This is a genomic window from Brevundimonas sp. (genome assembly GCF_013823285.1).
GTDB lineage: Bacteria > Pseudomonadota > Alphaproteobacteria > Caulobacterales > Caulobacteraceae > Brevundimonas.
The window spans coordinates 32927-57233 of the sequence record NZ_PNLV01000002.1 but is presented as its reverse complement, the minus strand read 5'-3'; the positions used below and the strand labels follow the sequence as shown (position 1 = coordinate 57233).

Genomic DNA, 24307 nt, shown 5'->3' with positions numbered 1-24307 from the left:
CGTGGATGATTTCGTTCGCAGAGTTTATCTTTCAGAGATACTTCGACAGGCCGAGAACGCGCTGGCGTCGGTGCAAGAGCTGAATCATTATCTGCGGGCTGCTGATCTCCCTCCGGCCAACCGAGTGCCTGGTGTGCTAAGAGCGGTGGACGACTTCTTGGGCGACGCTGCGAGAATTCGTCTGATGCTTTGGCCTACGAGGAGAGCCGCTCAAGAGCGGGGCGAGGCCCTCCGCGCTGAGCTAGAAGTTTCGGACGATCATCCACTATACAATGCGACGCTTCGGCATCACCTCGAGCACTTCGATGAACGTCTTGATGCTTGGGCTGCGGAGTCGCCAAATCGAATATATGTCGATCATCTTCTTGGGCCACGAAACATGATCGGCGGCGTTGCTGCGAAAGATATAATCCGGCAGTACGTAACTGAGGAAAATGTTTACATTTTCAGAGGCGATGAATTCAATATTCAAGAATTGGTTACTGCTGTGGATAATTTGATCCCCGTCATCAAGCAGGCCCTTATTGCCACAGACAGAGTTGGATCCTAACCAACCTCCTCTTCCTCTGTGCCCGCAATCGCCTGCGCTCGCCCACGGCCGAGCAGGTGTTCGCCAATAGGCCCGGCGTGGAGACCGCCTCCGCCGGGCTGGCGCCCGATGCGGAGGAGCCTTGCTCCGCTGAACTGGTGGAATGGGCCGACATCATCTTCGTCATGGAGCGCGCCCACCGCGCCAAGCTCCAGCGCCGGTTCAGGGCGCATCTGAAGCGCGCCCGCGTCATCTGCCTCGACATCCCGGATGATTACGCCTTCATGCAGCCGGAGCTGGTGGCGCTGCTGGAGAAGCGGGTGGGGCGGTTTCTTCCTTCCGGCCTCCGATAAAGGGCCACCTTGTCATCCCGGCCGGAGCGACGCAGAGAGCCGGGACGAAGGGGCGCTGATTTTGCCGCCCGGACAGCCGGGAGGCTGAGCCGGGCGAAGGGCCGCCGTTGGCCCGGATCGGCGCGGGGCGCCGTCCGGGCCCTGGGAGAGGAGGGCGTGGCGTCCCGTCCCGGATAGCGCCTGCGGCGCTTCCGGGATGACAAGGGGGTGGTTCTGCGCCGCCGTCGCGTTGCACGACGGGGCTTTTCACATATCGCTGTTCTTGTTATGTTCCTTTGAGGGAGGCGGACATGCGGGCGCACAGCTACTGGGTCTACATTCTCGCCAGCGGGCCGTGCGGGTGGCTGTCTGTGGGGATGACCAACGATCTGGTGCGGCGGGTGGAGGAGCACAGGCGCGGGCAGGTTGACGGCTATACGCGGGAGAACGGCATCGACGGGTTGGTCTGGTACGAGCCGCACCAATACGTGGATCAGGCGATCCTGAGGGAGAAGCGGATCAAGCGGTGGCGGCGGGCGTGGAAGTTCGCGCTGGTGGAGGCGGGGAACCCGCAGTGGGGGGACCTTTACCCTGCACTGGTGGGTGGTGGGGCGCTGCCGTCCCGTCCCGGATAGCGCCTGGCGGCGCTTCCGGGATGACAAGGGGCTAGGTTGGCTCCGTCGGTGCTTGCGAACTGCTCCCCATTGCCATCCCGCACTGCACAATCCATGCTCGCTCCCCTGACGTCGCCAGCGAGGGGATATGCCGGACGACAGGCTGGAGGTCGCGGCGGGGTTCGCTACGGAGCGGGGGCCGCGGGCGGATAATCAGGATTTCGGCGGGGTGCACCTGGGGTCGCCCGAGGAGCAGCGCCTGCATGGGGTGATCGCGGCCATCGCCGATGGCGTCGGCGGGGCCCGGGGCGGGCGCGTGGCGGCCGAGCTGGCGGTGCGCAGTTTCATCGACGGCTATCTGGACCAGAAGCCCCTGTCGGGGGTGGCGGCGTCGGCGACAGCGGCGCTGCGGGGGTTCAACCGCTGGCTTCACGCCACCGGGCGCAGCGATCCGAAGATGGAGGGCGCGGCGGCGACCTTCACGGCCATGATCCTGCGCGGGCGCGAGGCCACGGTGGTCCATGTGGGCGACAGCCGGGCCTGGCACTGGCGCGACGGGGTTCTGACGCGGCTGACCGACGACCATGTGTTGAACCGGCCGGGGCAGGACCACATGCTGTTCCGCGCCGTGGGCATCGAGTCCGATGTGAAGCTGGACGTGCGGGTGCAGGCGCTGGAGCCGCACGACAGATTGCTGCTCACCACCGACGGGGCGCACCGGGCGCTGAACGAGGGGGAGATCGGGCGCATCCTGGGCCGCCGCGCCTCGCCCGACGCCGATGCGCAGGCCATCGTGCAGGCGGCGCTGGCGGCGGACGGGCAGGACAACGCCACCGCCATCGTCATCGACGTGATCCGCACCGGGGCGCTGGACTGGGCGTCGCTGGGCGCACAGAGCGAGGCCCTGCCCATGCCGCCGCCGCCGAAGGCCGGCGAGATCGTGGACGACTGGCGACTGGAGCGGCAACTGGCGGACGGGCGGCACACGCGGCTGTTCGTGGCGCGGGATCGGCAGGGGGGTGACCCCGTGGTGCTGAAATTTCCCAAGCCGGGCGGCCTGTCGGAAGCGGACCTGCGCGCGATCCTGCTGCGCGAGGCCTTCATCGGCCAGCATGTGGACAGCCCCCATCTGGGGCGGACGCTTCCGGTCGATCCGGCGCGCCAGAGCCGGCTGTACAACGTCCAGCCCTTCCATGAGGGCGGCACCCTGCACGGGCGGCTGTCGCGGGGCGAGCCGATCCCCATGGCCGAGGGGGTGCGCATCGCCGCCTGTCTCGCGCGGGCGGTCATGGCCCTGCACCGGCAGGGGGTCGTGCACCGCGACATCAAGCCGGACAATGTGATCCTGAGCCCGGGCGGCGGGGTGAAGCTGATCGACCTGGGCGTGGCCCGGGTGGAGCGGGTGGAGGAGACCGGCGCCCGGGCGCCCGGCACGCCCGGCTTCGTGGCCCCGGAGATGTTCGCGGGCGACAGCGACGGGGAGGAGAAGACCGACCAGTTCGCCTTGGGGGTGACGCTGTACCGGCTGTTCGCGGGCGAGGCGCCGTGGGGCGAGGTCGATCCGGACAGCCGCCTGCCGTACGAGCGGCCGACGCCCCTGACGCGGCGCCGGCCGGACGCGCCAGCCTGGCTGGAGGCGGCGATCATGCGGGCCATCGCGCCGGACCCGGCGCACCGCTGGGCCGACGTGCAGGATCTGGTGCAGGCGCTGGAGAGCGGCGGGGCGCTGGCGGTGGAGCCGCCGCGCGAGATGTCGTTGCTGGAGCGCGACCCGGTGCGATTCTGGAAGGGGGTCAGCCTGATCCTGCTGATCGCCCTGATCGTGTCTCTGGTGTTGGGGTAAGAGCACCGCGGATCAGGGGCGCCCTACCGCGTTCAGGCCGGCGCGCAACGCGTCCCCACCGCCGTCCAGTTCGGCCTCGAGCGCGCCGTGCACGGCGATCCAGATGGGGGTGGCGCGGGCCAGCAGGGCGCGGCCCTCGTCGGTCAGGGTCGCGCGGCGGCTGCGCCGGTCCTCGGGATCGATTGAAACGGTCGCCAGCCCCTGACGCTCCAGCGGCTTGAGGTTGGCAGTCACGGTGGACCGGTCCATGGCCAGCAGGGTCGCCAGCGCGCTGATGGGCGGCGGTGTGGGGCGGTTCAGGCCGTTCATCAGCGAGAACTGTCCGCTGGTGATGCCGAGAGGGCGGAACGCCTCGTCGAATCGCCGCGCCAGCCGCCGCGCCGCCCGCTGGGCGTGCAGGCACAGGCAATGGTCGCGGATGTGCAGGGTGGTCTGGAACGCGGCGGGAATCGTCTTTGACATGGCGGCAATTATGTTGATATCAACGTAAAATGCAAGCAGTGAAACGGAGAGGAGTGCGTCATGATGCAGGTGTCCGCGTTTAAGTGGGTCCCGCCTTTCGCCCAAGGGCTGGTGCGCGACCTCAGGGTCCGGTGGGCTCTGGAGGAGGCGGGGTTCGGCTATGACGACCACCTGCTGGGGCCCGAGGATCAGGCGTCGCCTACGTACCGGGCCTGGCAGCCGTTCGGTCAGGTGCCGGCCTTTCGCGACGACCGGGTGGAGATGTTCGAGTCCGGCGCCATCGTCCTCTATCTGGCCCAGAAGTCCGATCAGTTGATGCCTCGGGATGAAGCCGGGCGGGCCATGGTCATGACCTGGATGTTCGCGGCCCTGAACAGCGTGGAGCCCTTCGTCACCAATCTGGTGCTGATCGACCTGTTCTATGCGGGTGAGAGCTGGACGGTGGAGCGCCGTCCGCAGGTCGAGGCCGCCCTGCGCCGCCGTCTGGATGATCTTCAGACGGCGCTGGGCGAGCGTCTGTGGTTCGTGGGCGACCAGTTCAGCGCCGCCGACATCCTGATGGCCACGGTGCTGAGGAACCTGCGGCACCTGGACATCCTGACGGACTATCCGGCGCTGTCGGCCTATCTGGAGCGGTGCACGGCGCGGCCGGCATTCAGGCGGGCGCTGGCCGAACAGATGGCGCCGTTCAAGGCGAACGAGCCCGCCTGAGCCGGGGGTCAGGCAAAGCAAAACGCCCGGTCGGGCGACCGGGCGCTTTCAATTCGATTAGCAGATCAAGGAATTACTTGATCTTGCCTTCCTTGAATTCGACATGCTTCTTCGCGACCGGGTCGTACTTACGAACGACCATCTTCTCGGTCATGGTGCGAGCGTTCTTCTTGGTGACGTAGAAGAAGCCGGTGTCCGCCGTGGAGTTCAGGCGGATCTTGATGGATGCCGGTTTGGCCATCGGGGATTACCTTAGTGCAAACGGCCGGAACGGATCGGTCCCGGCCGCAGAAATCGGAGCGGCGGAACATACTCAGGCCCGCGCCAAAGTCAACGGCGGGTTGGGCATGACCGGTTTTGCTTGTGCCGGGCGGCTTGGCCGTTAGGCTGAAGGTCATGAACATGACCCTCAAGGCCTTCAGCGCCCCCGTCGCCATTCTGTCCGCCCTGGCCATCGCCGCCTGCTCGCAGCCTGCCAATGACGATGCCGCAACGGCTGAAACCGCCGACGCCCAGGACGCCTTCTTCGCCAATCTGACCGAGCTGTGCGGCCAGCGGTTCGAGGGGCAGGTCATCACCGACGACCCCGTGGACGATGATTTCCGCGCCCAGCGCCTGCTGATGCACGTGCGCGACTGTTCCGACAGCGAGATCCGCATCCCGTTCTGGGTCGGCGAGGACCACAGCCGCACCTGGGTCATCACCCGCAACGACGACGGCGGCCTGACCCTGAAGCACGATCATCGCGACCCGGACGGCACGGAGCACACCCTGCACTGGTACGGCGGCGACACCGAGACCGAGGGCACGGCCACGCGCCAGGAATTCCCGGTGGATCAGTTCTCCATCGACCTGTTCAACCGGACCGACGCCCAGGTCTCGACCACCAATGTCTGGGCCGTCGAGGTGAACCCCGGCGACACCTATGTCTATGAACTGGCCCGCGAGAACCGCCTGCTGCGCGTCGCCTTCGCCCTGACCGAGCCGCTCGAGGACCAGGGCTAGTCCACCTCGATCTCGAAGATCGTCACGGACGAGGCGACGATCTGGGGGACCAGCAGGCGGCCGCGGCGGGTGTCGTAACCGATGGCGGCGGGCACGGGGATGTCGGCCGCCACCGCGCGGGCCTCGCCCCCGGCGCTGACGTGATAGACGTTGTGACCGTTCTGGCTGGCCACCAGCAGGCCGCCGTCGGCGAGGGGAACAATGCCGTCGATGCGGCCGGTGGGCAGGGTCAGTTCCCGCACCACCGCGCCGGTCTGCGCATCGCGGAAGGTCAGCACGTCCGACAGCAGGCCCCCGTGCACCACCAGGCCCTCGGCCGTCACCGCGACGCCATTGACCCGGTTCAGGTCGGCCGACCGCGAGACGAAGGCCTCCACCGTCCCGTCCGGCTGGATGCGGTACAGGGCGCCGGGGTCGGTGTCGGTGCCGGAATCGGTGACATAGGCGACGCCCGCCTCGTTGACGTACAGGTCGTTCAGGCGCACCGCGTCCGGCACGTCGATGGTGCGCAGCGGCGCGCCGGTGCGCCGGTCGAACACCCGGATGGCCTTCTGATCCGCCACATGGATCTCGTCGCCCCGGATGAACAGGCCCAAAGGCTCATGGAGGCTGACGCCGTCGACGCCGCCTTCGATCCACTTCAGTTCCACCACCTCGCCCTCGGGCGACACCAGCGAGACGAAGCCGTCGTTGCCGGGCCCGCGCGGCCCCAGGTTGGCGACGATGTAGCGATCATCGGCCGCGTCGTAGCGGACCGCCTCGGAGTTCTGGAAGCCGACGTCGGCGATCACCTGCTGGGCGGTGGCCGGCGCAGCGAAGGCCAGGGCGGCGGGCAGGGCGAGACGGGCGAGGGTCTTCATGGCTGATCTCCGGGAGGAAGGGTCAGGGTCGGTTCAGCCTAGACGTCAAGCTCCGCCACGGCGAAGCGGGCGTTCTGCTGGATGAAGTCGAAGCGGGCCTCGGCCTTGCGGCCCATCAGACGCTCGACCAGATCCATGATCTCGTCCTCGCTCTCGGGCAGGGTGACGCGGGCGAGGGTGCGCTTCTTCGGATCCATGGTGGTCTCCTTGAGCTGGGCGGCCATCATCTCGCCCAGACCCTTGAAGCGGCCGATTTCCACCTTCTTACCCTTGAAGGTGGTGGCCAGAAGCTCGTCGCGGTGCGCGTCGTCGCGGGCGTAGTCGCTGAGCGGCCCGGCGGAGAGGCGGTAGAGCGGCGGCAGGGCCATGAACAGCCGGCCTTGGCGGATCAGGTCCGGCATGGCGCGGTAGAAGAAGGTGATCAGAAGGGCGGCGATGTGCGCCCCGTCCACGTCGGCGTCCGTCATGATGACGATGCGCTCGTAGCGCAGGTCGTCGACGCTGAACCGGGTTCCCGCCTGCACGCCCAGCGCCAGCATCAGGTCGGTCAGCTCCACGTTCTGGCGCAGCTTGTCGGCGGTGGCCGAGGCCACATTCAGGATCTTGCCGCGCAGGGGCAGGATGGCCTGGGTGGTGCGGTCCCGCGCCTGCTTGGCCGAGCCGCCGGCCGAGTCGCCCTCGACGATGAACAGCTCCGTGCCGGCCGCTGCCTGACGCGAGCAGTCCGACAGCTTGCCGGGCAGGCGCAGCTTGCGCGTGGCGGCGGCGCGCTGGACTTCCTTGTCCTTGCGGCGGCGCAGCCGGTCCTCGGCCCGGTCGATGACGAAGCCCAGCAGGGTCGAGGCCTGTTTGGGGCTTTCGGTCAGCCAGTGGTCGAACGGATCGCGCACCAGCTGTTCGGTCAGGCGCTGGCCCTCGGGCGAGGACAGGCGGTCCTTGGTCTGGCCCTGGAACTCGGGATTGCGGATGAACACCGAGACCATGGCCCCGGCGTTGGCGATCACGTCTTCAGCGGTGATCAGGCCCGCGCGCTTTTCGCCCGACATCTCTCCATAGGCCTTCAGGCCCTTGACCAGGGCGGCGCGGAAGCCCGCTTCGTGGGTGCCGCCGTCGGGCGTCGGCACGGTGTTGCAGTAGGACGAGACGAAGCTGTCGGCGTCGCCGAAACCGATGGGCGACCAGGTCACGGCCCATTCCACGGCCCCGGCCTCGCCCTTCTTCTCCACACGGCCCGCGAAGGCGGGGGTGACCGTGTCGATCTCGCCGATGCGCTCGGCCAGGGCGTCGGCCAGACCGCCGGGGAAGTGCAGGGTCGCCTCGGCGGGGGTGGCGTCGGTGATCCGCTCCGGGGCGCAGGTCCAGCGGATCTCGACGCCCCGGAACAGATAGGCCTTGGACCGCGTCATGCGGTACAGCCGCGCGGGCTTGAACGCCGCGCCGTGGCCGAAGATCTCGTCATCGGGCCGGAAGCGGATCAGGGTGCCCTTCTTGCGGCTGGTCCCGACCTGTTCGATGGGCCCCAGCGGGTGGCCCCGGCTGAACGACTGACGCCATTCGTGCCCGTCGCGCCAGACGGTGACGTCCAGCCGTTCCGACAGGGCGTTGACCACGGAAACGCCCACGCCGTGCAGGCCGCCGGAGGTCTCATAGGCCTTGCCGGAGAATTTGCCGCCCGAGTGCAGCACGGTCATGACCACTTCCAGCGCCGACTTGCCCGGATGTTTGGGATGCGGGTCCACCGGGATGCCCCGGCCGTCGTCGCGCACCGACAGGAAGCCCTCGGCGTCCAGATCCACGGTGATCAGCCTAGCGTGGCGGGCCACCGCCTCGTCCATGGCGTTGTCCAGCACCTCGGCGAACAGGTGGTGCAGGGCCCGCTCGTCGGTGCCGCCGATGTACATGCCGGGCCGCTTGCGCACCGGCTCCAGCCCTTCCAGCACCTCGATGGACGAGGCGGAATAGGCGTTGGCCGCACCGCCCGTGGGGGCCGGATGCGTCTCCACCGGCGCGGCCACGGCCTCGGGCGCGGCGGGGGCCTGAACCTTCAGTTCGGGCTTGTCCGCCTTGGGGGCGGGCTCGGGGAGATCGTCAAACAGGGAAGCGGGAGAAGTCATGCGCCAGTCTTGCCGCGATTCGGGGAGCGATCAGCTAAGCTCCCACGCCCCGGGTAGCAAGCGTCAGCGGTTCACCACCCCGGCATGGGCGGGCAGGGGCCTCGCCGCGGGACGTCTGGCGGCCGCGCGCCGCCTCGGCTCGGCGATCGCTTCCGGCGGCGTCAGGGGCGCAAATGCCCGCGCCAGAACCGCCATGAACAGCACCCACGGCAGGTCCTGGTGCCGCAGCAGCACGCTTTCCGACAGGCTCAGCAGCAGGAAAGCCGCCAGATAGCCCGCCGCCCAGAAACCTTCCTGACGGCCCGCCACCGGCAGTCGCAGGAAGCTGCCCATGACGCCGACCACCACCACCGCGCCCACCGACCACACGCCGATCCAGCCCAGCTGGATCAGCACCTCCAGCCAGCCCTGGTGGGCCGAGGGCACGTCCCACTGGTTCTGCACGCGGATATAGTTGGCGGGGTCGGAGTGCAGGCCCCAGAAAGCGGCGTAGCCGTAGCCGGTCATGGGCCGCTGCTCGCTGAATCGGCCGATGGCCTCCCAGATCTCGGTGCGGCCGGTCAGGGACGGGTCCTTGCCGAGCGCTTCGAGGATGAACTCCGGCGCGGCGAACAGAATGCCCGCCAGCGCCGCCACGGCCACCACGCCGGTCCAGACCCCGGCTACGGCCAAGGCCGGGCCGATCTTTCTCAGCACCCACAGGCCGCCGATGACCCCGCAGGCGGCCATCAGGCACAGCAGGGCGGTCTTGGACTGGGTGCCCAGGATCATGAGCACACAGAACGGAAAGGCGACCATGGCCAGCCGCCGGTGCGGCCCCGGCGAGGCCAGCACGGCGGCGGCGGACACCGCGCCCGCCACCATGACCCAGCCCATGGTGTTCTTCTCGTACCAGACGCCGCGCCACAGCCCGGCGTTGACGTCCTGGTGGATGCCGATGGACGGCAGGGCCACCACGAAGATCAGGCTCAGCACCGCCAGGATCAGCGCCGTCTGGGTCAGCAGGATCGGCAGCCGTCGCCCCGGCCATGCCGCGGCCAGATAGACCGCGAAGAAGGTGCTCATCACCAGGGCGATCACCCGCCGGATGGTGATGTCCGGCGCCAGCGACCAGTAGCGCGAGGCATAGGCCAGCAAAGCCAGCAGAAGCAGCAACAACAGCGGAAACCACAGCCGCGCCATGGCTTCGTAACGGCTAGCCATCAGGCCGAGTATCGCCCCATAGGCGGGCAGCCACATCAGCCGCAGCAGGCTGGAGTCCGCGCCCCCGCCGCTGGACGGCGCGAACACCGGCCCCAGAATGGCACCTGACAGCATGATCAGCAGGATAATCGAGGCCACGCGCTCCCACATGGCCGGCTCCCGATAGCCGGGCGGCGGTGTCCTGTGCGGGGGCGGGGCGGGTGCGTGAGTCACGCGCCGAAGGTTGCGCGCGGGGCGTTAAGGATTGGCTTACCGGGACCGGTTGGCCGCTGGTCTACGTTTTCTCAACGAACGTATCGATCACCTTCTTCTCGCCGGCCTTCTCGAAATCCACCACCAGCTTGTTGCCCTCGATGGCGCGGATCGCGCCATAGCCGAACTTCTGGTGGAACACGCGCTCGCCACGCGCCCAGTTGGACGAGGCCTTCGGGTCCCCCGTGGCGATCAGGCGGCCCTTGCCCTCGATGACGGCGTTGCGGGCTATGCGGTCGCGGGGCGTGGTCGAGGCGGTGAAGCTCTGGGCCCGCTTCCAGCCGGGGCTGGAGTACCCCGCGCCGAACACCGGCGTGTCGTCCCAGCGGGACCTGGCTTCCTTCAGACCCGGCCCGGCGCCGTAGTAGCCGGTGTCGCTTTCGGCCTGCACATGGTCGATGGGCAGTTCGTCCACGAAGCGGCTGGGCAGCTGACTGGTCCAGCGCCCATAGACCAGACGATTGGCGGCGAAGCTGATGCGCGCGTCCTCGCGGGCCCGGGTGACGCCCACATAGGCCAGGCGCCGTTCCTCCTCGAGGCCCTTTTCGCCCTTCTCGTCGATGCTGCGCTGGGACGGGAACACCCCTTCCTCCCAGCCGGGCAGGAACACCAGCGGGAACTCCAGCCCCTTGGCGGCGTGCAGGGTCATGATCTGCACGGCGTCCTCGCCCGCGCCCCGGTCCAGATCCATGACCAGCGAGACGTGCTCCAGATAGGCCTGCAGACTGTCGAATGCCTGCATGGACTGGGTCAGCTCCTTGAGGTTGTCCAGGCGGGTCTGGCCGCTGGCCCGGTCGGCGCGCTGCATGTCGGTGTAGCCGCTTTCCTCCAGAATGGTCTCGGTCAGCTCGCCATGGGTCACGGTCGCCGCCATGGCCCGCCAGCGGTCCAGATCGCGCACGAAATTGGACAGGGCCGTGCGGGTGCGGGCCTGCAGTTCGTCCGTGTTGATCAGGCCGCGCACGGCGGTGAGGGCGGACAGATTGTGCTGGCGGGCGATGGCCAGGATCTTCTGCACCGAGGTGTCGCCGATGCCGCGCTTGGGCGTATTGACGATGCGCTCGAACGCCAGATCGTCGTCCTCGGACTGGATCAGCCGCAAATAGGCGTGGGCGTCGCGAATCTCGGCCCGCTCGAAGAAGCGCGGCCCGCCCACGACGGTGTAGGGGATGGCCAGCAGGACGAAGCGCTCCTCGAACGCCCGCATCTGGAACGAGGCGCGCACCAGAATGGCGATGTCGCTGTATTTGCGTCCGGCGCGGCGCTGGGTCTCGATCTCGTCGGCGATCAGGCGGCTTTCGGCCTCGCCGTCCCAGACGCCCTGCACCCGCACCTTCTCGCCGCCGTCCGCCTCGGTCCACAGGGTCTTGCCCAGACGGCCCTTGTTGGCCTCGATCAGGCCCGAGGCGGCGCCCAGGATGTGGGACGTGGAGCGATAGTTCCGCTCCAGCCGGATCACCTTCGCACCCGGGAAATCCCGCTCGAAGCGCAGGATGTTGTCCACCTCGGCGCCGCGCCAGCCATAGATGGACTGGTCGTCATCGCCGACGCAGCAGACATTGCCGGTGGAGGACGACAGCAGGCGAAGCCACAGGTACTGGGCCACGTTGGTGTCCTGATACTCGTCCACCAGGATGTATTTGAACCGCCGCCGGTACTCCTCGGCCAGATCCGGGTTCTTGCCCAGGATGGTCAGGTTGTGCAGCAGCAGGTCGCCGAAGTCGCAGGCGTTCAGCGAAACCAGCCGCGCCTGATAGGCGGCGTACAACCCCTTGCCCTTGCCGTTGGCGAAGTCCTCGCCCGACGGCAGGGTGTCGGGCGTCCAGCCGCGGTTCTTCCAGTGGTCGATCATCCCGGACAGGGACCGGGGCGTCCACCGCTTGGTGTCGATGTTGGCTGCTTCCAGCAGCTGTTTCAGCACCCGCTCCTGATCATCCATGTCCAGAATGGTGAAGCTGGATTTCAGCCCCACCAGCTCCGCATGGCGACGCAGGATCTGGGCGGCCACGCTGTGGAAGGTGCCCAGCCAGCGCAGGCCCTCGGCCGACGGGCCGATAAGGTGGGTGATCCGCTCGCGCATTTCGCGCGCGGCCTTGTTGGTGAAGGTGACCACCAGCAGCTCCCACGGCCGCGCCTTGCCGGCGGCCAGGATGTGCGCCAGCCGCGTGGTCAGGACCCGCGTCTTGCCCGTGCCGGCGCCCGCCAGCACCAGCACGGGCCCTTCGGTGGTTTCGACCGCCAGCCGCTGTTCGGGATTGAGCCCGGCCATGTAGTCGCCAGCGCCCTGGGGGGCGCCCTCGGGCGGACGGGCGCGGGCCAGGTCGGAAATGCGGGGAGACGGAAGATCGGTCACGAAACGAAAGGCTGCCTGATGCGGATTCGAAAGGGGAGAACATAAGTAGCACGCGCTCACGCGCCAGCGCGACCACAGGGAACCGCAAGGCTTCGATTCCGTTTCGGCTCCATCAGATAACAATGGGAGGATTCGATCATGGCGGAAGACGGTAAGGGAGGCGGCAACTCGGGCCTGGCGTTCATCGTCGGCGGGTTGGTCGTGGTGGTGATCGTCATCGCCTGGTTCCTGTTCGCGGGCGGCGGCATGCCCGGCGGCGAAAGGGACGTGGACGTCGATGTCAGCCTGCCTGAGGCGCCTGCCGCGCCCAATGCTGAGTAAGGAAATATCCAATGACTGATCCGAACATGCCTCCGGCCCCGCCTCCCGAAGAGCCGCGGGCCCAGACCACGGTCCACAACCACAATCCGCCGCCGCCCCCCAAGAAGTCAGGCGGCGCGGGTCTGGCGTTTATCATCGGCGGCCTGGTGGTTCTGGTGGCGATCATCGCCTGGGTGTTGTGGTCCGGCGGCGCCATGACCCCGACGCCGCAGGATCGCGACGTGGACATCAACGTCCAGTTGCCAGAGTTGCCCAATGTGGAGCCGCCAGCCAACCCGGTCCCGGCCCCGCCGGCGCCCGAACCGGCGCCTTCGCCGGACTGACGATCAGCGCAGTTGGTAGCTGATCGTCGTCACCACTCGAACGCGCTTGTTGGGGGTCGAGGACTCGTCCCCGTCCCCCTCATCGCGTGGAAGAATCTGGAACGATCCCTGGGTCGCCTGCTTGATGGGACCCAGACGCGCGCCAGAGTCCTGGGCGAATTGTTCGGCGCCGCTGCGGGCCGACGCAGTGGCTTCGGCGATCATCCGGGGGCGTACGTCATTCAGACCGGTGAAGATGTAGGAAGGTCCCTGAAAGTCCTGCAGAACGACTCCCTGCCGAACCAGTTCGTTCAACGCCCGCGTCGTCGTCTGGACCTTGCTCACGTCGTCAGTCCGCACGCTGACGCTTTGGGCCAGTATGAAACGGGCGCGGATGTTCTGAGGTGAATATTCCCGCGACAGCAGGTCTGTGACCTCAAGCCGCCCGAGGCTGATTTCGTCCTCGCTGTAGCCCTGCGCGGCCAGAAACCGTGTCACGATCGCAAGGTCCGCGTCGATGCGGGACTGGACCTCGGACAGGCTGTCGCCGGAAGCGGTGAAACGTAAAGGCATCACCGCTATGTCTGCGTGAACATCCTGCTCCGCCAGACCGCGCACGGTGACAACCCGGTCACCGACCCTTGCGTTGACGACCCCGTTGCCGATCAGGGCGCCGCCCCCGATCAGGCCTGCGGCCAGCAAGCCTCCGAAAACGGCGGCGGGGATCAGGCGGCTATCGCTCATTTTGGGGCTCCCGGATGGTGCGGTGATGATCTGCCTGTTACGGCAAGGCTTCAATCCCCCGGTCGCACAGAGTGTCGTGATCGCCAGTCCAGAGCCGTGAGACGGCAGGCCGACGCCAGCGGCCGGCGTCCCCTGTTTGCATCGATGCGCGCCACAAGGCCTGCGGCGGTCAGGCCGTCATGGGCCGCGATCTCATCCAGCACCGCCCAGAATTCCGGCTCCAGCGCCACGGAGGTGGCGTGGCCGGCGAGCAGGACGGAGCGTTTCTTCAGGGTCGACACGGCAGGGTCCCATCAATCCGGGGCGCGTTGCGCAGGCTAGAGCGCGAAGCCGCGCGGGTCATCACAGGGCCGCCGGATCCTATGGCCACTTCACCTCGGGCGGCATGGAGCTGAGGATGGAGTCCACATTCCCGCCGGTCTTCAGGCCGAAGGTGGTGCCCCGGTCGTACAGCAGATTGAATTCCACGTATCGTCCGCGTCTTATGAGCTGTTCCTCGCGTTCGGCCTCTGTCCACGCTTCGCCCATCCGCTCGCGCACCAGCCGGGGATAAATGTCCAGGAAGGCCAGACCCACGTCGCGTGTGAAGGCGAAGTCCCGGTCCCAGTCGCCGCTGTCGTGGTGATCGTAGAATATGCCGCCGATTCCGCGCGGCTCGTTGCGATGGGGCAGGAAGAAATACTCCTCGCACCACGCCTTGTACCGGGCGTGCCAGTCCGGGTCGTGGGCGTCGCAGGCCGCCTGCATCGCCGCGTGGAAAGCGACGGCGTCCGGGAAGTCCTGCTCGCGCTGATACGCCAACAGCGGGGTCAGGTCTGCGCCGCCGCCGAACCAGTTTTTTGTCGTGGCGATGAAGCGGGTGTTCATGTGCACCGCAGGCACGCGCGGGTTCTTCATATGGGCGATGAGGCTGACTCCCGTGGCGAAGAAACGGGGATCTTCCGCCGCGCCCGGCACCTGCTTGGCGTAGTCTGCCGGAAACTCGCCGTGGACAGTGGAGACGTGCACGCCCACCTTCTCGAACAGACGGCCGTGCATCATGCCCATGACGCCGCCGCCGCCCGCCTCGCGGTTCCAGGGGGTGCGCACGAACCGGCCCGGCTCGCCGGGATAGAGAGCGGCGGGGGCTTCGTCCTCCAGCGCCTCGAAGGCGGCGCAGATGCGGTCGCGCAGCTCTTCGAACCAGGCGCGGGCGCGGGCCTTGCGGTCTTCCATGGCTGGATCGGTGGTCTCGGTGGTCTCGGTCATGGGGCGATTGAAACCACGGTTGGAGGCCGCGCAACAGACCCGGCGATCGCGGGCGCTTGTGTCGCAGGACTGTGGCGGACACTCTGACGCCATCCGATCAGGGGAGTCGCTTCATGAACCGTTTCGCCGCCGCCGCCGTTGTCAGCCTCATGATGGCTGTGCCCGCCGCATCCCAGACGCCTGAACAGGCGCGCGCGATCCTGGAGACCACGCCGCTGATCGACGGTCATAATGACCTGCCTTGGGCCCTGCGCCAGCGATTCGGGTCGGACGTGCATGGCGTGGATCTGACGCAGGATCAGTCGGGCCTGACGCCGCCGCTGCACACCGACATCCCGCGCCTGCGCGCCGGCGGGGTGGGGGCGCAGTTCTGGTCCGTATATGTGCCCGCGAGCATGGAGCCGCTGGAGGCCGCGCGGGCGACCTTCGAGCAGATCGATGTGGTCAACCGGATGCTGGCCGCGCACCCGGACGCGTTCGCATTCGCCGCCACCGCCGACGATGTGGAGCGTCTCCACCGCGAGGGCCGCATCGCGTCCCTGATCGGCATCGAGGGCGGATACTCAATCGCGGACTCCATGGGCCTGCTGCGCCAGTTCTTCGACGCAGGCGTGCGCTACATGACCCTGACCCATTCAGCGACCACCAGCTGGGCCGACGCGGCCACCGACGCGCCCCGTCACAACGGCCTCAGCACCTTCGGGGAGGCGGTGGTGCGCGAGATGAACCGCCTCGGGATGCTGGTGGACCTCAGCCATGTGTCCGAGGCCACGATGATGGACGCCATGCGTGTGTCTGCGGCGCCGGTGATCTTCTCCCATTCATCGGCCCGCGCCGTGACCGACCACCCCCGGAATGTGCCCGACAGCGTGTTGCGCCTGATGCCCGAGGATGGCGGGGTGGTGATGGTGACCTTCGTGCCCGGCTTCGTGAATGAAACGGTGCGCGCCCATGGCGCGGCCATGGCGGCCGAGCGGGCGCGGCTGCAGTCACTGAACCCTGGCGATCCGGATGCGGTTACCGGTGGCCTGGCTGCGTGGCGTGAGTCGAACCCGGCGCCGGTGGCCACCCTCTCGGACGTCGCCGATCACATCGACCACATTCGTCGGGTGGCGGGCGTGGATCATGTGGGTCTGGGCGGTGATTTCGACGGGGTCGGCTCGTTGCCCGAGGGCCTGACCGGCGTGGAGACCTATCCGGCCCTGCTGGCCGAACTGATGCGGCGCGGCTGGTCCGAGGCGGATATCCGCAAGCTGGCCGGCGAGAACGTGCTGCGCGTCATGCGGGCGGCGGAAGCGACGGCGGTCAGCATCGCGGACCAGCGCCCGTCCCTGGCGCGCATCGACGACTAGATCTGGGCGCGCGCCATTCGCAGGAAGCCCGCCACGTCCACGGTCTCGGCCCGCGCGTCGGGATTGATGCCGGCGGCCTCGCAAAGGGCCGCGCCGCCGAGGGTCTTGAGGCTGGACCGCAGCATCTTGCGGCGCTGGCCGAACGCGGCGGCGGTGACCTGTTCCAGCCGCTTCAGCACGGCAGGCTCTGGCCGGTCGGCCCGGGGCGTCAGATGGACGACGGCGGAATCCACCCGGGGCGGCGGGGTGAAGGCGCGGGCCGGCAGGTCCATGACCACGCGCGCCTCGCACACCGCCTGGCTGATCACCGCCAGACGGCCGTAGGCGTCATCGCCTGCCTCGGCGGCGACCCGCTGGGCCACCTCCTTCTGGAACATGAGAGTCAGGGCGTGGGGCGTCCACGGGCCGGTCAGCCACTTGATCAACAGAGGCGTGCCCACATTGTAGGGCAGGTTCGACACCAGATGCGCCGGGCCGTCGACCAGTTCGGCTTCCTTCACCTTCAGGGCGTCGGCCTGGATGATTTCAAGGCGGCCCGAACCGTCGTCCAGTTCGTTCAGGAGGGGGACGAAGCGGGGGTCCTTCTCGACCAGCACGACCTTGCCCGCGTCGCTTTCCAGCAGGGCGCGGGTCAGACCGCCGGGGCCGGGGCCGACCTCGATCACCGCGCGGCCCTCGAATGGCCCGGCGAGCCGGACGATCTTTCGGGTCACGTTCAGGTCCAGCAGGAAGTGCTGGCCAAAGCTTTTCTTGGCCGACAGCCCGTGGGCGTCCAGCGATTCGCGCAGGGAGGGGAGGTCGGTCATGAGGCGGCGTGGCGAGCGTCGGCCATGGTTGCGGCCAGACGGACGGCGGCGATCAGGCTGTCGGGACGGGCGACGCCCTTGCCCGCGATGTCGAAGCCGGTGCCGTGGTCGGGCGAGGTGCGAATGATGGGCAGGCCGAGGGTGGCGTTGACCCCGCCCCAGAAGTCCAGCGTCTTGACCGGGATCAGGGCCTGATCGTGATACATGCATATGGCCGCGTCATAGGCGCGGCGCGCCTCGTCGTGGAAAAGGGTGTCAGCGGGCAGGGGGTCGGTGATCTGTATCCCCTCGGCGCGCAGGGCCTCGGCGGCCGGCTTCAGAATCTCGATCTCCTGCAGGCCCAGAGCGCCCCCTTCGCCCGCGTGGGGGTTCAGAGCCGCCATGGCCAGACGGGGGCGGGCGATGCCGAAATCACGGTTGAGGCACTCATGTACAACCCGGGCCGTGCGGCGAATCCGGGCGTCGGTGACCAGTTCAGGCACCTCGTCCAGTGAGACATGGATGGTGACCAGACAGGCGCGCAGATCCCTGGCGGTCAGCATCATCACCGGCCCCCGCGACCCTGAATAGGGCATATCGGCGGTCAGTTCGGCGATGAACTCGGTGTGACCCGGAAAGCGGAAGCCGGCGGCGTAGAGCGGCGCCTTGGCGATGGGCGCGGTGACCAATCCCGCCGCTTCGCCGGTCAGCGCCAGATTGACGGCCTGTTCTATCCAGTCGGCCACAGCGACGGCGTTGGCCGCGTCGGGGCGGCCCGGCGTGACGGAAGCAGGCGCGGGTCTGTCGAGGACGGGCAGGGCGTGGCCGAACCGGCCCCTCGCTTCGGCGGGATCCTGGATAGAGGCTAGCGGCGACGGTCCTGCCGCCGCGAGGGCCTCGCTGTCGCCGATGACGACGAAGGCCATTTCCGGATCATTCCTGAGAGCCGCCCAAGCCTTGTGGATGATCTCCGGACCGACTCCGGCGGGTTCGCCCAGCGTCATGACCAAGGGCGCGCGCATGGTTGCGGCGGGCGCCCCCGTCATGGCTCAGCTCTTGAAGTCGATGTGCGCATCTTCCCGAAGATCGCGGATGTAGCGACGCGCCAGCATGGAAAGCTGCTGCCCCCTCAGGCGGTTTTCCACTTCGTTGAAATTCGGGGCTTCGGGGCCGCCCGCGCGACGATCGCAGACGGCAAGCAGGTGCACCCCCAGCGGCGTGCGCACAGGCGCGCTGATCGAGCCCACCTCGGCCGAGCGGGCCACCTGCTGGAACTGCGGAGCAAGGTCATCCACATCAGACTCACCGAGATCGGCGCCCAGCATGTCCGTTTCCTGCCGGGACCGCTCGAGAATGTTGTCGCAGGTCAGGCCGGAGCGAAGGGCGTTCAGCCGCTGGGTGGCGGCGGCGATGACCTCGTCGGAAGCGTCCGGGTCCGCCTCGATCATCACTTGACGGAGGTTCACCAGACTGGTGGACGAGCCGTCACGCTTGTCGCGCAGGTAGATGATGTAGACCCCGCCTTCGACCGGTATGGGCCGCGAGAGCTGACCGGCTTCCATGTTGTCCAGGGCGGTTTGCAGGCCCGGGGGCACTTCTCCCTGGATCAGCCAGCCGGCGTCGCCGCCGCTGGCGGCCGACGGGGCGGCCGAGAACTGGCGGGCCACAGCCATAAAGGGCGCTCCCTGAATGATCTGCTGCACCAGCTGGTTGGCGCCGTTCATGGCCGCCTGCTGGCCGCCGACGCGCGATGCGTCGAGGAAGATTTCGCCGACCAGATACTGGGGACGGCTGGCGGCGGCCGAGATACGCTGAATGGTCTGGTCGACCTGGTTCCGACCGACACGGGCGCGGGGACCAAACCGGCCCCGCACGAGGGCCTCCCATCCGATGCGGACGCGCATCTCCTCCCGAACTGTCTCGGGACGGACACCCCCGTCCGCCAGATAAGCAAGGTACGCCTCGGACGTGATGCCCACTGACTGGGCGATCATTGCGAGTTCGGCGTCCACATCCTCATCGGGAATGTTGACCTCGTAACGCGCCAACTCCTGTCGTTGCAGCTTCTCGTCGATAAGAGTGTTCAGGGCCTGCTGCTGAATGGCCGGCAGGTTTTCGGCGGTAGGCTGAACCTGGGTCATGGCGATGAGCAACAGCATGCGCTGACGAAGCTCATAGCTGGTGATCGGCACATCATTGACGAGCACAACAAGCCCTTCGGCCAGATCAAAATCCGCAGCCGGGGCCGGGCGTTGCGGGGCCTGCTCTGCGGAAGGGTCCACCTGGCCGGCCACGGGCGTATCCGGCGCGGTCTGGGCCACAGCCAACTGGCCCGGCGCCGCAGAAGCCAACATGGCCGCGACCGCGACCCCCGCCGTGTAACGCTTGAAAAGCATGTTTCGTCTTTGTCCCTGGATCCGCTCAGCGCTCATTTCGGCGGAGCGTACCGATGAATGGCGCCCATATCATGGTTCGGACGGACGTCCGATCACCACATGTCATCGCGTTGATAACCTGTACCGCCCAATGTGGCGAGGGTTAGGCGCACATAGGCCCCGGTGCGGGGTCCGGATGGGTCAACACGCGTGTTGTCCCGGCGGTATCCGATCTCGAAGCGGATGCAGTCATCCTCGAACAGGAGACCGACTTCGCCCCGGGTGAACCGGTCCTCCTGAAGATCCATGATGCCGCGGCTGGCCACACCCCAGTTGCCGCTGACGAACTGCTGGCCGCTGAACTGAACGAACTCGTAGTTCCGGTAGGTTCGGGTGGCCAGGGGGAGGGTGGGATCGACATCGACGGGGTTTGAACGGTCGACGATATAGCTGACCGTGGCCAGGTTCCGCGCGCCCCATGAACCGTCCACCATGATTTCCGCCCGGCGCACCTCGCCGCCGTCGTCGATCTGGGCGTGGGCCCAGCCCCGGATCTGAGATCCGGGCGAGAACGTCGCAGAGACGACCCAGTCCGAGGCCCGATCCGCCAGACCCGAGGGGTCGAAGAGGCTTCCGGTTCCGTCGCCGGTGGGCACCAGGTAACGATCCTCCCGTTCGTCCCGCCAGCCCCGTCCGAGGAAGATGCTGGCCGAACGATCATTGTCCCAGCGCAGACTGGCTCGGCCGCCCGCCACAAGGCGCAGCCCGCCTTCATAGAGATCGTGGCCGGTGAAACGGTCGATAGCGAACAGGGAGGTCTCATCCAGATCCGTCACCTGACTGTCCTCGTTGGGCAGGCGGGGATCGAGGTCGGCGCGATTGGAGATCGAAATCTGGGCCAGCGGCTCCAGAACCAGATCCGCTCCGTTTTCGAACCTTCGGATCAGCGGATAGCTGACATCGAGACCTGCGGTGGCTCTGACCCGTGTCGTCGTCACAGCGTCATCGCCGGTTGAGGGCAGATCGTCCACCGCATAGGCGTCGCCGCGCAGATTCACGAAAGGCTCCCATCTCAGTCCGATGGGAGACGTCAATACGCGACGCCAGTCCGCGCTCAGCACAATCCGCGCGCTGTCCACGCCCGGATAGCCGGAGAAATCCGGGTCGGAAGGATCAGCTGAGGGAACCTGATCCGGCGCCAGGACAGGCGCACCCACATAGTTTTCGCGAATCAGCACCGCTGCGTTCCCGCTCAGGCGAAGCCGTCCGCCCAGGATGCCCTGACGCGGCTCCCACATGGCCTCGATCACGGGGGCCGCGACCGGAGTGACGCCGTCGCGTTCGAAGACGTTGTTGGCCGGGTTAGCCCGATCGACCTCCAGGACACGCAGACTCTGAATGGTGAAGGCTGCCGCTGACAGGTAGGATCGTTCCGTCTGGTGTTCGGCGTAGAGCTGCGAGATCAGGCGGCGGCGGTCACCGTAATAGAGGCCGTTGTCCTGGTAGGGGTCTTCCGTTCCGTAGCGGTCGAACAGCGTCTTGTCTGACGCACGCTCTGCGGTGAAACCCCAGCGCCATGGCCCGTCCGGATTGAAGGCTCCATGGGCCAGCAGATAGCCGCGATGGTCCTGATCCTCGACCCCGGGAATGTCCGCATATGTGTAGCCTGCCCGGGCCTCGACAATCCCGTCGCCGAAATGTCGGCGCCACTGCAGGTTCAGGAACGGATTCACCTCGGTGTTGAACTGGGGGCTGATGACCCAGTCCTCCGACGGCGACACGACGATCAGGTAAGGTTGCTCGTAGGAAAGCCCCCGCGCCTCGTCGTACTCGATGCGGGGGACCAGAAAGCCCGAGGCCCGCTCCACCGTCGGGTCTGGATGCGCGAAGAAGGGCAGCCACAGCACCGGCACACCGCCTACGCGGAACAGGGCGTTCTGGTACAGAATGGCGCGCAGGCTCTCGTCCTGCACCACCTTCTGCGCCTGGATGGACCAGGTCGGCTCCTTGCGGCGGCCGTCGTCGTCGCAGATGGGGCAGGGGGTGAACAGAGCGTAATTCAGCTCGTTGACGGCCTGCGATCGCCGGACGGCCGTGGCAGCCATCAGGTGGCTGCCGTCGACACTGCGCACAGCCAGATTCACCGCCACCCCGGTCTGCAAATTCTCGTTCATCTCCAGCAGATCGGCGGTCACCACCGTGCCGTCGACGTCGATCAGTTCGACATCGCCCAACGCCGTCGCGACGCCGGTGTTGAGATTGTAGGTGACCTCCCGGCCGCGAAGATTGCGGCCTTCGAACCGGGCCAGGACGCGCTCATTTCCGCCCCGCGCCGCTACCTCGCCGGTGTCGCCGTCGCGAATGACGTCCTCCGCCTCGATGTAGAGGGCGCCGTCAGGAAGGCGGTCGGATGGCGGTTGCTGGGCCAGGGCGGCGCCGGGTCCGAGCAGCACGACAGCCGCACCTGTGAGCAGGCGTCGACGCATGGTCGATCCGCTGTTCAAACGCCAAGCATGCGGCATGCTTACCAAGTCTTGCTCCCGGCCGAAACGACGCGGCTTTCCGGTTCCGTCGTCCGGTTACCCGTCTTCGGTATAGAAGAGCAAGGTGAAGGCGGACAGGGCCGTCAGTATGGGCGGGAGCCAGGCGGCGAGAAAAGGCGGAATCGCCTCGGCCGCGCCCAGAGCCGCCGTGAACTGATTGATGAAAAAGAAGGCGAAACCGAGGATCACCGCCGCGGCGCTCATGCGGGCCAGATCGCCGAGCCGCATCAACCGCAGTGAGAAGGCCGCCGCCAGGATCGACATGGCGGCTAACATCAGGGGCGTGGCCAGCAACTGCTGGAACTTCAGGCGGTGTTCGGTGGCCGAGAACCCTGCAGCCTCAATTCGCGCGATCTGGGGCGGAAGCGACCAGAAGGGTGTGGAGTCCGGGTCGGCGAACTGGTTGAAGGCGTCGTCATCCGCAATGCTCGAGGGCAGGTCCAGGGAGGCGTAGGGCCGCGCCTGCTGACCCACAGAGGCGCCCCGTGCATCGGTCAGCCGCCAACTGCCCGACGACAGGGTGGCCGTGGCGGCGTCGATCCGTTCCGAGAAGCTCCGGGCCCCGTCCTGCCCCACAGTGTAGATGAAGAAGGACACGTCGTTCAGCCGGCCCGTCGCGCGATTTCGACTGTCGGCCCGTATGACGATCTGTCGGTTGTCGTCGCCTTCCCGCAACCAGATGGCGGATTGCTCCGCGCCTCCTGTCCCGCCCCGGATTCTGGCGCGTTCACGCTCGTAACTCCCGTCCAGAGACGCGGCCAGGGGATGAAGGATCGTCACAGTGGTCACCCCGATAATGAGCGCCGCCACGCCCGCGGGAAACACGAATCTCCAGGCTGAAACGCCTGCGGCGCGCATGGCCACCAGTTCACTGCGGCGATTCAGGCCCACGAAGGCGGCCAGAGTGCCGAACAGGAACACGAAAGGCAGAAGTTGAAGGATCACCGCCGGAGACTTCATCATGGTCAGGCCGAACAGGCGCGCGGCGCCCAGATCGGCGTAACGACCGACGGAGCGGGACACCTCAACGAAATCGATTAACAGGACGAGGCCCGCGATCACCGCAAGCGAAACGCCCAGGGCCTTCAGGACCTGGAACAGGACATAGCGCTCGATGCGGGTGAAGGTGTAGCCGCCGGTCATGACGCGGCTCCAGCGGGGCGAGGACGCGGCAGGGCCCCCAGGGCCCGCCGAACATTGGCGACTGGGCTGGACTGACGAAACACCATGCGCAGCGCCAGGACTGTGACGCCCAGAGGTATCAGATACTGCAGGGGCGCCAGCCACACATTCCAGGCGCTGGCGGCGACCACGCCGTATCCGGCGACGCGCGCGACGAGGAAGGCCGCTGCAGCCGCCGCAACGCGCCCTCCATAACCCGTGCGCCGGAACTGCCCGCCAAGTACGGCGGCGAGGGCCAGAGCCATGGCTGTAAGGGCGTACAGGGGGGAGGTGATGCGTGCGTGCGCTTCGGCCAGAAGCTCCTCCCGGCTGCCCGTCCGCTCCAGCATGTCGGCGCTGGGGCGCATCAGCTCCGCCAGCCACAGATCCGATTCCCGGAAGGCGATGACCTCTTCGGTTCCCGTGAAGGGCGTCAGATCGAAGGCGTATTCATCGAAAGAGAGAAAATTCAGGACCCCTCGATCAGAGAACTGCTGCATCGAACCAGGCCCCATCAGCAGCGCCGGCGCACCGTCTATACGGGTGAATCGAGCGGTCGTGGCGTCCCAGGTGGTGACCTTGTCTCCATCCTGGATGTGGACGAACAGATTCCGGATCAGGCCGCTCTGCTCGATTTGCTGGACGTAGACCGTCAATCCGCCGCCCGCCTGAACGAACTGTCCCTCCTGGACCAGCAGCGACGCCAGGTCGGTGCGTATGGCGAACGCCGTCTCGCGCGCCTCGCGTTGGGCGGCGGGCTGGATGTAGAGGGACACGAACATGCTGAGCAGGGTGACGAGGACCGCCAGCCTCATGCCGGGTGCGACCACGCGCCAGCGCGTCACCCCGCCAGCGAAACAGGCGGTCAACTCCTGTTCTCTTTGGAGACGGGTGAGGGCCATCAGCCCCCCTACCAGCACGCCGATGGGCAGGATGACGGCCAGGAGTTGGGGCGTGGCCAGGGCGGTCAGCTTGAGCATGATCCACGCGCTCTGGCCCCGTTCCACGATCACTTCGAGCTGGTTGAGGCTCTGGCTCAGCACGCCGATTCCACACAGTGCCCCGCACGCCGCCGCGACGGGCAGGGCGATCTGACGGAAGAGGTAGCGGCTGATAAGGTTCATTTGCGGCGTCGGCGCCGGTTGCGGCCCGGCGGTTTGGGGGGCATGTAATACATCATCCTTGCGCGCCGGGAAGC

General features: G+C 67.4%; 24 protein-coding genes. 9 read left to right on the top strand and 15 right to left on the bottom strand.

Annotation, left to right across the window (positions count from 1 at the left end):
• The first annotated feature begins 1 nt into the window (after nucleotide 1).
• The 4 genes from C0461_RS00810 (at nucleotide 2) to C0461_RS00795 (ending at nucleotide 3318) form a co-directional block, all read left to right on the top strand.
• The gene (locus C0461_RS00810) at nucleotides 2-550 is read left to right on the top strand and encodes a hypothetical protein (protein ID WP_292103031.1); all 549 of its coding nucleotides are present in this window, start codon (nucleotides 2-4) and stop codon (nucleotides 548-550) included.
• A gap of 77 nt (nucleotides 551-627) precedes the next feature.
• Nucleotides 628-882 carry a phosphotyrosine protein phosphatase gene (locus tag C0461_RS00805; RefSeq protein WP_292103029.1) on the top strand — a complete coding sequence of 85 codons (255 nt, stop codon included), beginning with the start codon at nucleotides 628-630 and terminating at the stop codon, nucleotides 880-882.
• Nucleotides 883-1157: 275 nt separating this feature from the next.
• Nucleotides 1158-1496, top strand: coding sequence for a GIY-YIG nuclease family protein (locus C0461_RS00800; RefSeq protein WP_292103025.1), 339 nt, complete (start codon nucleotides 1158-1160; stop codon nucleotides 1494-1496).
• A 127-nt stretch (nucleotides 1497-1623) separates the two neighbouring features.
• A complete protein-coding gene (locus tag C0461_RS00795) occupies nucleotides 1624-3318 on the top strand; it encodes a bifunctional protein-serine/threonine kinase/phosphatase (RefSeq protein ID WP_292103018.1) in 1695 nt (564 codons plus the stop codon).
• A gap of 12 nt (nucleotides 3319-3330) precedes the next feature.
• On the opposite strand, the gene C0461_RS00790 is transcribed toward C0461_RS00795, so the two are convergent.
• Entirely contained in the window at nucleotides 3331-3780 is a 450-nt protein-coding gene (locus tag C0461_RS00790) for a MarR family transcriptional regulator (RefSeq protein ID WP_292103012.1), read from the bottom strand.
• 60 nt (nucleotides 3781-3840) lie between these two features.
• Here C0461_RS00790 and C0461_RS00785 point away from each other — a divergent pair, with 60 nt between their 5' ends.
• Nucleotides 3841-4491, top strand: coding sequence for a glutathione S-transferase family protein (locus tag C0461_RS00785; protein ID WP_292103010.1), 651 nt, complete (start codon nucleotides 3841-3843; stop codon nucleotides 4489-4491).
• 73 nt (nucleotides 4492-4564) lie between these two features.
• Here the strand turns inward: C0461_RS00785 and rpmG are convergent, their stop codons facing one another.
• Nucleotides 4565-4732 carry a 50S ribosomal protein L33 gene (gene rpmG, locus C0461_RS00780; protein ID WP_021695965.1) on the bottom strand — a complete coding sequence of 56 codons (168 nt, stop codon included), beginning with the start codon at nucleotides 4730-4732 and terminating at the stop codon, nucleotides 4565-4567.
• 155 nt (nucleotides 4733-4887) lie between these two features.
• Here rpmG and C0461_RS00775 point away from each other — a divergent pair, with 155 nt between their 5' ends.
• Nucleotides 4888-5496, top strand: a complete 609-nt coding sequence (locus C0461_RS00775) for a hypothetical protein (RefSeq protein WP_292102995.1) — start codon at nucleotides 4888-4890, stop codon at nucleotides 5494-5496.
• Here C0461_RS00775 and C0461_RS00770 read toward each other — a convergent pair.
• The 4 genes from C0461_RS00770 to C0461_RS00755 form a co-directional block, all read right to left on the bottom strand.
• Nucleotides 5493-6356 (bottom strand): SMP-30/gluconolactonase/LRE family protein, encoded by an 864-nt coding sequence (locus C0461_RS00770; protein ID WP_292102992.1) that lies wholly within the window; start codon nucleotides 6354-6356, stop codon nucleotides 5493-5495. The two genes, C0461_RS00775 and C0461_RS00770, sit on opposite strands and share 4 nt — an antisense overlap.
• 38 nt (nucleotides 6357-6394) lie before the next feature.
• The gene (parE, locus tag C0461_RS00765) at nucleotides 6395-8470 is read right to left on the bottom strand and encodes a DNA topoisomerase IV subunit B (protein ID WP_292102989.1); all 2076 of its coding nucleotides are present in this window, start codon (nucleotides 8468-8470) and stop codon (nucleotides 6395-6397) included.
• 63 nt (nucleotides 8471-8533) lie between these two features.
• Nucleotides 8534-9823: an O-antigen ligase family protein gene (locus tag C0461_RS00760; protein ID WP_292102986.1), complete on the bottom strand. Its 1290-nt coding sequence runs from the start codon at nucleotides 9821-9823 to the stop codon at nucleotides 8534-8536.
• A gap of 124 nt (nucleotides 9824-9947) precedes the next feature.
• Entirely contained in the window at nucleotides 9948-12278 is a 2331-nt protein-coding gene (locus C0461_RS00755; protein WP_292102981.1) for a UvrD-helicase domain-containing protein, read from the bottom strand.
• 138 nt (nucleotides 12279-12416) lie between these two features.
• On the opposite strand from C0461_RS00755, the gene C0461_RS00750 reads away from it, so the two are divergent.
• The gene (locus C0461_RS00750; protein ID WP_292102971.1) at nucleotides 12417-12599 is read left to right on the top strand and encodes a hypothetical protein; all 183 of its coding nucleotides are present in this window, start codon (nucleotides 12417-12419) and stop codon (nucleotides 12597-12599) included.
• Nucleotides 12600-12610: 11 nt separating this feature from the next.
• Nucleotides 12611-12922, top strand: coding sequence for a hypothetical protein (locus C0461_RS00745; RefSeq protein ID WP_292102961.1), 312 nt, complete (start codon nucleotides 12611-12613; stop codon nucleotides 12920-12922).
• Nucleotides 12923-12925: 3 nt separating this feature from the next.
• Here C0461_RS00745 and C0461_RS00740 read toward each other — a convergent pair whose 3' ends face one another.
• From C0461_RS00740 to hemF, 3 genes are all read right to left on the bottom strand, one after another.
• Complete coding sequence (locus C0461_RS00740) at nucleotides 12926-13645, bottom strand: SIMPL domain-containing protein (RefSeq protein ID WP_292102958.1); 720 nt, start codon at nucleotides 13643-13645, stop codon at nucleotides 12926-12928.
• Nucleotides 13646-13695: 50 nt separating this feature from the next.
• Nucleotides 13696-13926 (bottom strand): ribbon-helix-helix domain-containing protein, encoded by a 231-nt coding sequence (locus C0461_RS00735; RefSeq protein WP_292102952.1) that lies wholly within the window; start codon nucleotides 13924-13926, stop codon nucleotides 13696-13698.
• Between the two features lie 79 nt (nucleotides 13927-14005).
• Nucleotides 14006-14893: an oxygen-dependent coproporphyrinogen oxidase gene (hemF, locus tag C0461_RS00730; protein WP_292102943.1), complete on the bottom strand. Its 888-nt coding sequence runs from the start codon at nucleotides 14891-14893 to the stop codon at nucleotides 14006-14008.
• A gap of 113 nt (nucleotides 14894-15006) precedes the next feature.
• On the opposite strand from hemF, the gene C0461_RS00725 reads away from it, so the two are divergent.
• Nucleotides 15007-16245 carry a dipeptidase gene (locus tag C0461_RS00725; protein ID WP_292102941.1) on the top strand — a complete coding sequence of 413 codons (1239 nt, stop codon included), beginning with the start codon at nucleotides 15007-15009 and terminating at the stop codon, nucleotides 16243-16245.
• Here C0461_RS00725 and rsmA read toward each other — a convergent pair.
• From rsmA to C0461_RS00695, 6 genes are all read right to left on the bottom strand, one after another.
• Entirely contained in the window at nucleotides 16242-17051 is an 810-nt protein-coding gene (gene rsmA / locus C0461_RS00720) for a 16S rRNA (adenine(1518)-N(6)/adenine(1519)-N(6))-dimethyltransferase RsmA (RefSeq protein ID WP_292102939.1), read from the bottom strand. The genes C0461_RS00725 and rsmA overlap by 4 nt on opposite strands.
• Entirely contained in the window at nucleotides 17048-18076 is a 1029-nt protein-coding gene (gene pdxA / locus C0461_RS00715) for a 4-hydroxythreonine-4-phosphate dehydrogenase PdxA (RefSeq protein ID WP_292102936.1), read from the bottom strand. The genes rsmA and pdxA overlap by 4 nt, the downstream gene beginning before the upstream one ends.
• 3 nt (nucleotides 18077-18079) lie before the next feature.
• The gene (locus C0461_RS00710) at nucleotides 18080-19426 is read right to left on the bottom strand and encodes a peptidylprolyl isomerase (protein ID WP_292102934.1); all 1347 of its coding nucleotides are present in this window, start codon (nucleotides 19424-19426) and stop codon (nucleotides 18080-18082) included.
• A 92-nt stretch (nucleotides 19427-19518) separates the two neighbouring features.
• The gene (gene lptD / locus C0461_RS00705; RefSeq protein ID WP_292102931.1) at nucleotides 19519-21891 is read right to left on the bottom strand and encodes an LPS assembly protein LptD; all 2373 of its coding nucleotides are present in this window, start codon (nucleotides 21889-21891) and stop codon (nucleotides 19519-19521) included.
• A gap of 93 nt (nucleotides 21892-21984) precedes the next feature.
• A complete protein-coding gene (gene lptG, locus C0461_RS00700) occupies nucleotides 21985-23091 on the bottom strand; it encodes an LPS export ABC transporter permease LptG (RefSeq protein WP_292102912.1) in 1107 nt (368 codons plus the stop codon).
• Nucleotides 23088-24233, bottom strand: coding sequence for an LptF/LptG family permease (locus tag C0461_RS00695; protein ID WP_292102902.1), 1146 nt, complete (start codon nucleotides 24231-24233; stop codon nucleotides 23088-23090). Before C0461_RS00695 ends, lptG begins: the two co-directional genes overlap by 4 nt.
• Nucleotides 24234-24307: the final 74 nt, after the last annotated feature.

What these genes read in the sequence shown, in the direction of transcription:
- C0461_RS00775 (WP_292102995.1), top strand. Translation starts at nt 4,888, where the DNA reads ATGAACATGACCCTCAAGGCCTTCAGCGCCCCCGTCGCCATTCTGTCC.
- C0461_RS00695 (WP_292102902.1), bottom strand. Translation starts at nt 24,233, where the DNA reads ATGAACCTTATCAGCCGCTACCTCTTCCGTCAGATCGCCCTGCCCGTC.
- C0461_RS00725 (WP_292102941.1), top strand. Translation starts at nt 15,007, where the DNA reads ATGAACCGTTTCGCCGCCGCCGCCGTTGTCAGCCTCATGATGGCTGTG.
- C0461_RS00740 (WP_292102958.1), bottom strand. Translation starts at nt 13,645, where the DNA reads ATGAGCGATAGCCGCCTGATCCCCGCCGCCGTTTTCGGAGGCTTGCTG.
- rsmA (WP_292102939.1), bottom strand. Translation starts at nt 17,051, where the DNA reads ATGACCGACCTCCCCTCCCTGCGCGAATCGCTGGACGCCCACGGGCTG.
- C0461_RS00710 (WP_292102934.1), bottom strand. Translation starts at nt 19,426, where the DNA reads ATGCTTTTCAAGCGTTACACGGCGGGGGTCGCGGTCGCGGCCATGTTG.
- C0461_RS00795 (WP_292103018.1), top strand. Translation starts at nt 1,624, where the DNA reads ATGCCGGACGACAGGCTGGAGGTCGCGGCGGGGTTCGCTACGGAGCGG.
- rpmG (WP_021695965.1), bottom strand. Translation starts at nt 4,732, where the DNA reads ATGGCCAAACCGGCATCCATCAAGATCCGCCTGAACTCCACGGCGGAC.
- lptD (WP_292102931.1), bottom strand. Translation starts at nt 21,891, where the DNA reads ATGCGTCGACGCCTGCTCACAGGTGCGGCTGTCGTGCTGCTCGGACCC.
- pdxA (WP_292102936.1), bottom strand. Translation starts at nt 18,076, where the DNA reads ATGACGGGGGCGCCCGCCGCAACCATGCGCGCGCCCTTGGTCATGACG.
- C0461_RS00785 (WP_292103010.1), top strand. Translation starts at nt 3,841, where the DNA reads ATGATGCAGGTGTCCGCGTTTAAGTGGGTCCCGCCTTTCGCCCAAGGG.
- C0461_RS00790 (WP_292103012.1), bottom strand. Translation starts at nt 3,780, where the DNA reads ATGTCAAAGACGATTCCCGCCGCGTTCCAGACCACCCTGCACATCCGC.
- lptG (WP_292102912.1), bottom strand. Translation starts at nt 23,091, where the DNA reads ATGACCGGCGGCTACACCTTCACCCGCATCGAGCGCTATGTCCTGTTC.
- hemF (WP_292102943.1), bottom strand. Translation starts at nt 14,893, where the DNA reads ATGACCGAGACCACCGAGACCACCGATCCAGCCATGGAAGACCGCAAG.
- C0461_RS00750 (WP_292102971.1), top strand. Translation starts at nt 12,417, where the DNA reads ATGGCGGAAGACGGTAAGGGAGGCGGCAACTCGGGCCTGGCGTTCATC.
- parE (WP_292102989.1), bottom strand. Translation starts at nt 8,470, where the DNA reads ATGACTTCTCCCGCTTCCCTGTTTGACGATCTCCCCGAGCCCGCCCCC.
- C0461_RS00745 (WP_292102961.1), top strand. Translation starts at nt 12,611, where the DNA reads ATGACTGATCCGAACATGCCTCCGGCCCCGCCTCCCGAAGAGCCGCGG.
- C0461_RS00770 (WP_292102992.1), bottom strand. Translation starts at nt 6,356, where the DNA reads ATGAAGACCCTCGCCCGTCTCGCCCTGCCCGCCGCCCTGGCCTTCGCT.
- C0461_RS00760 (WP_292102986.1), bottom strand. Translation starts at nt 9,823, where the DNA reads ATGTGGGAGCGCGTGGCCTCGATTATCCTGCTGATCATGCTGTCAGGT.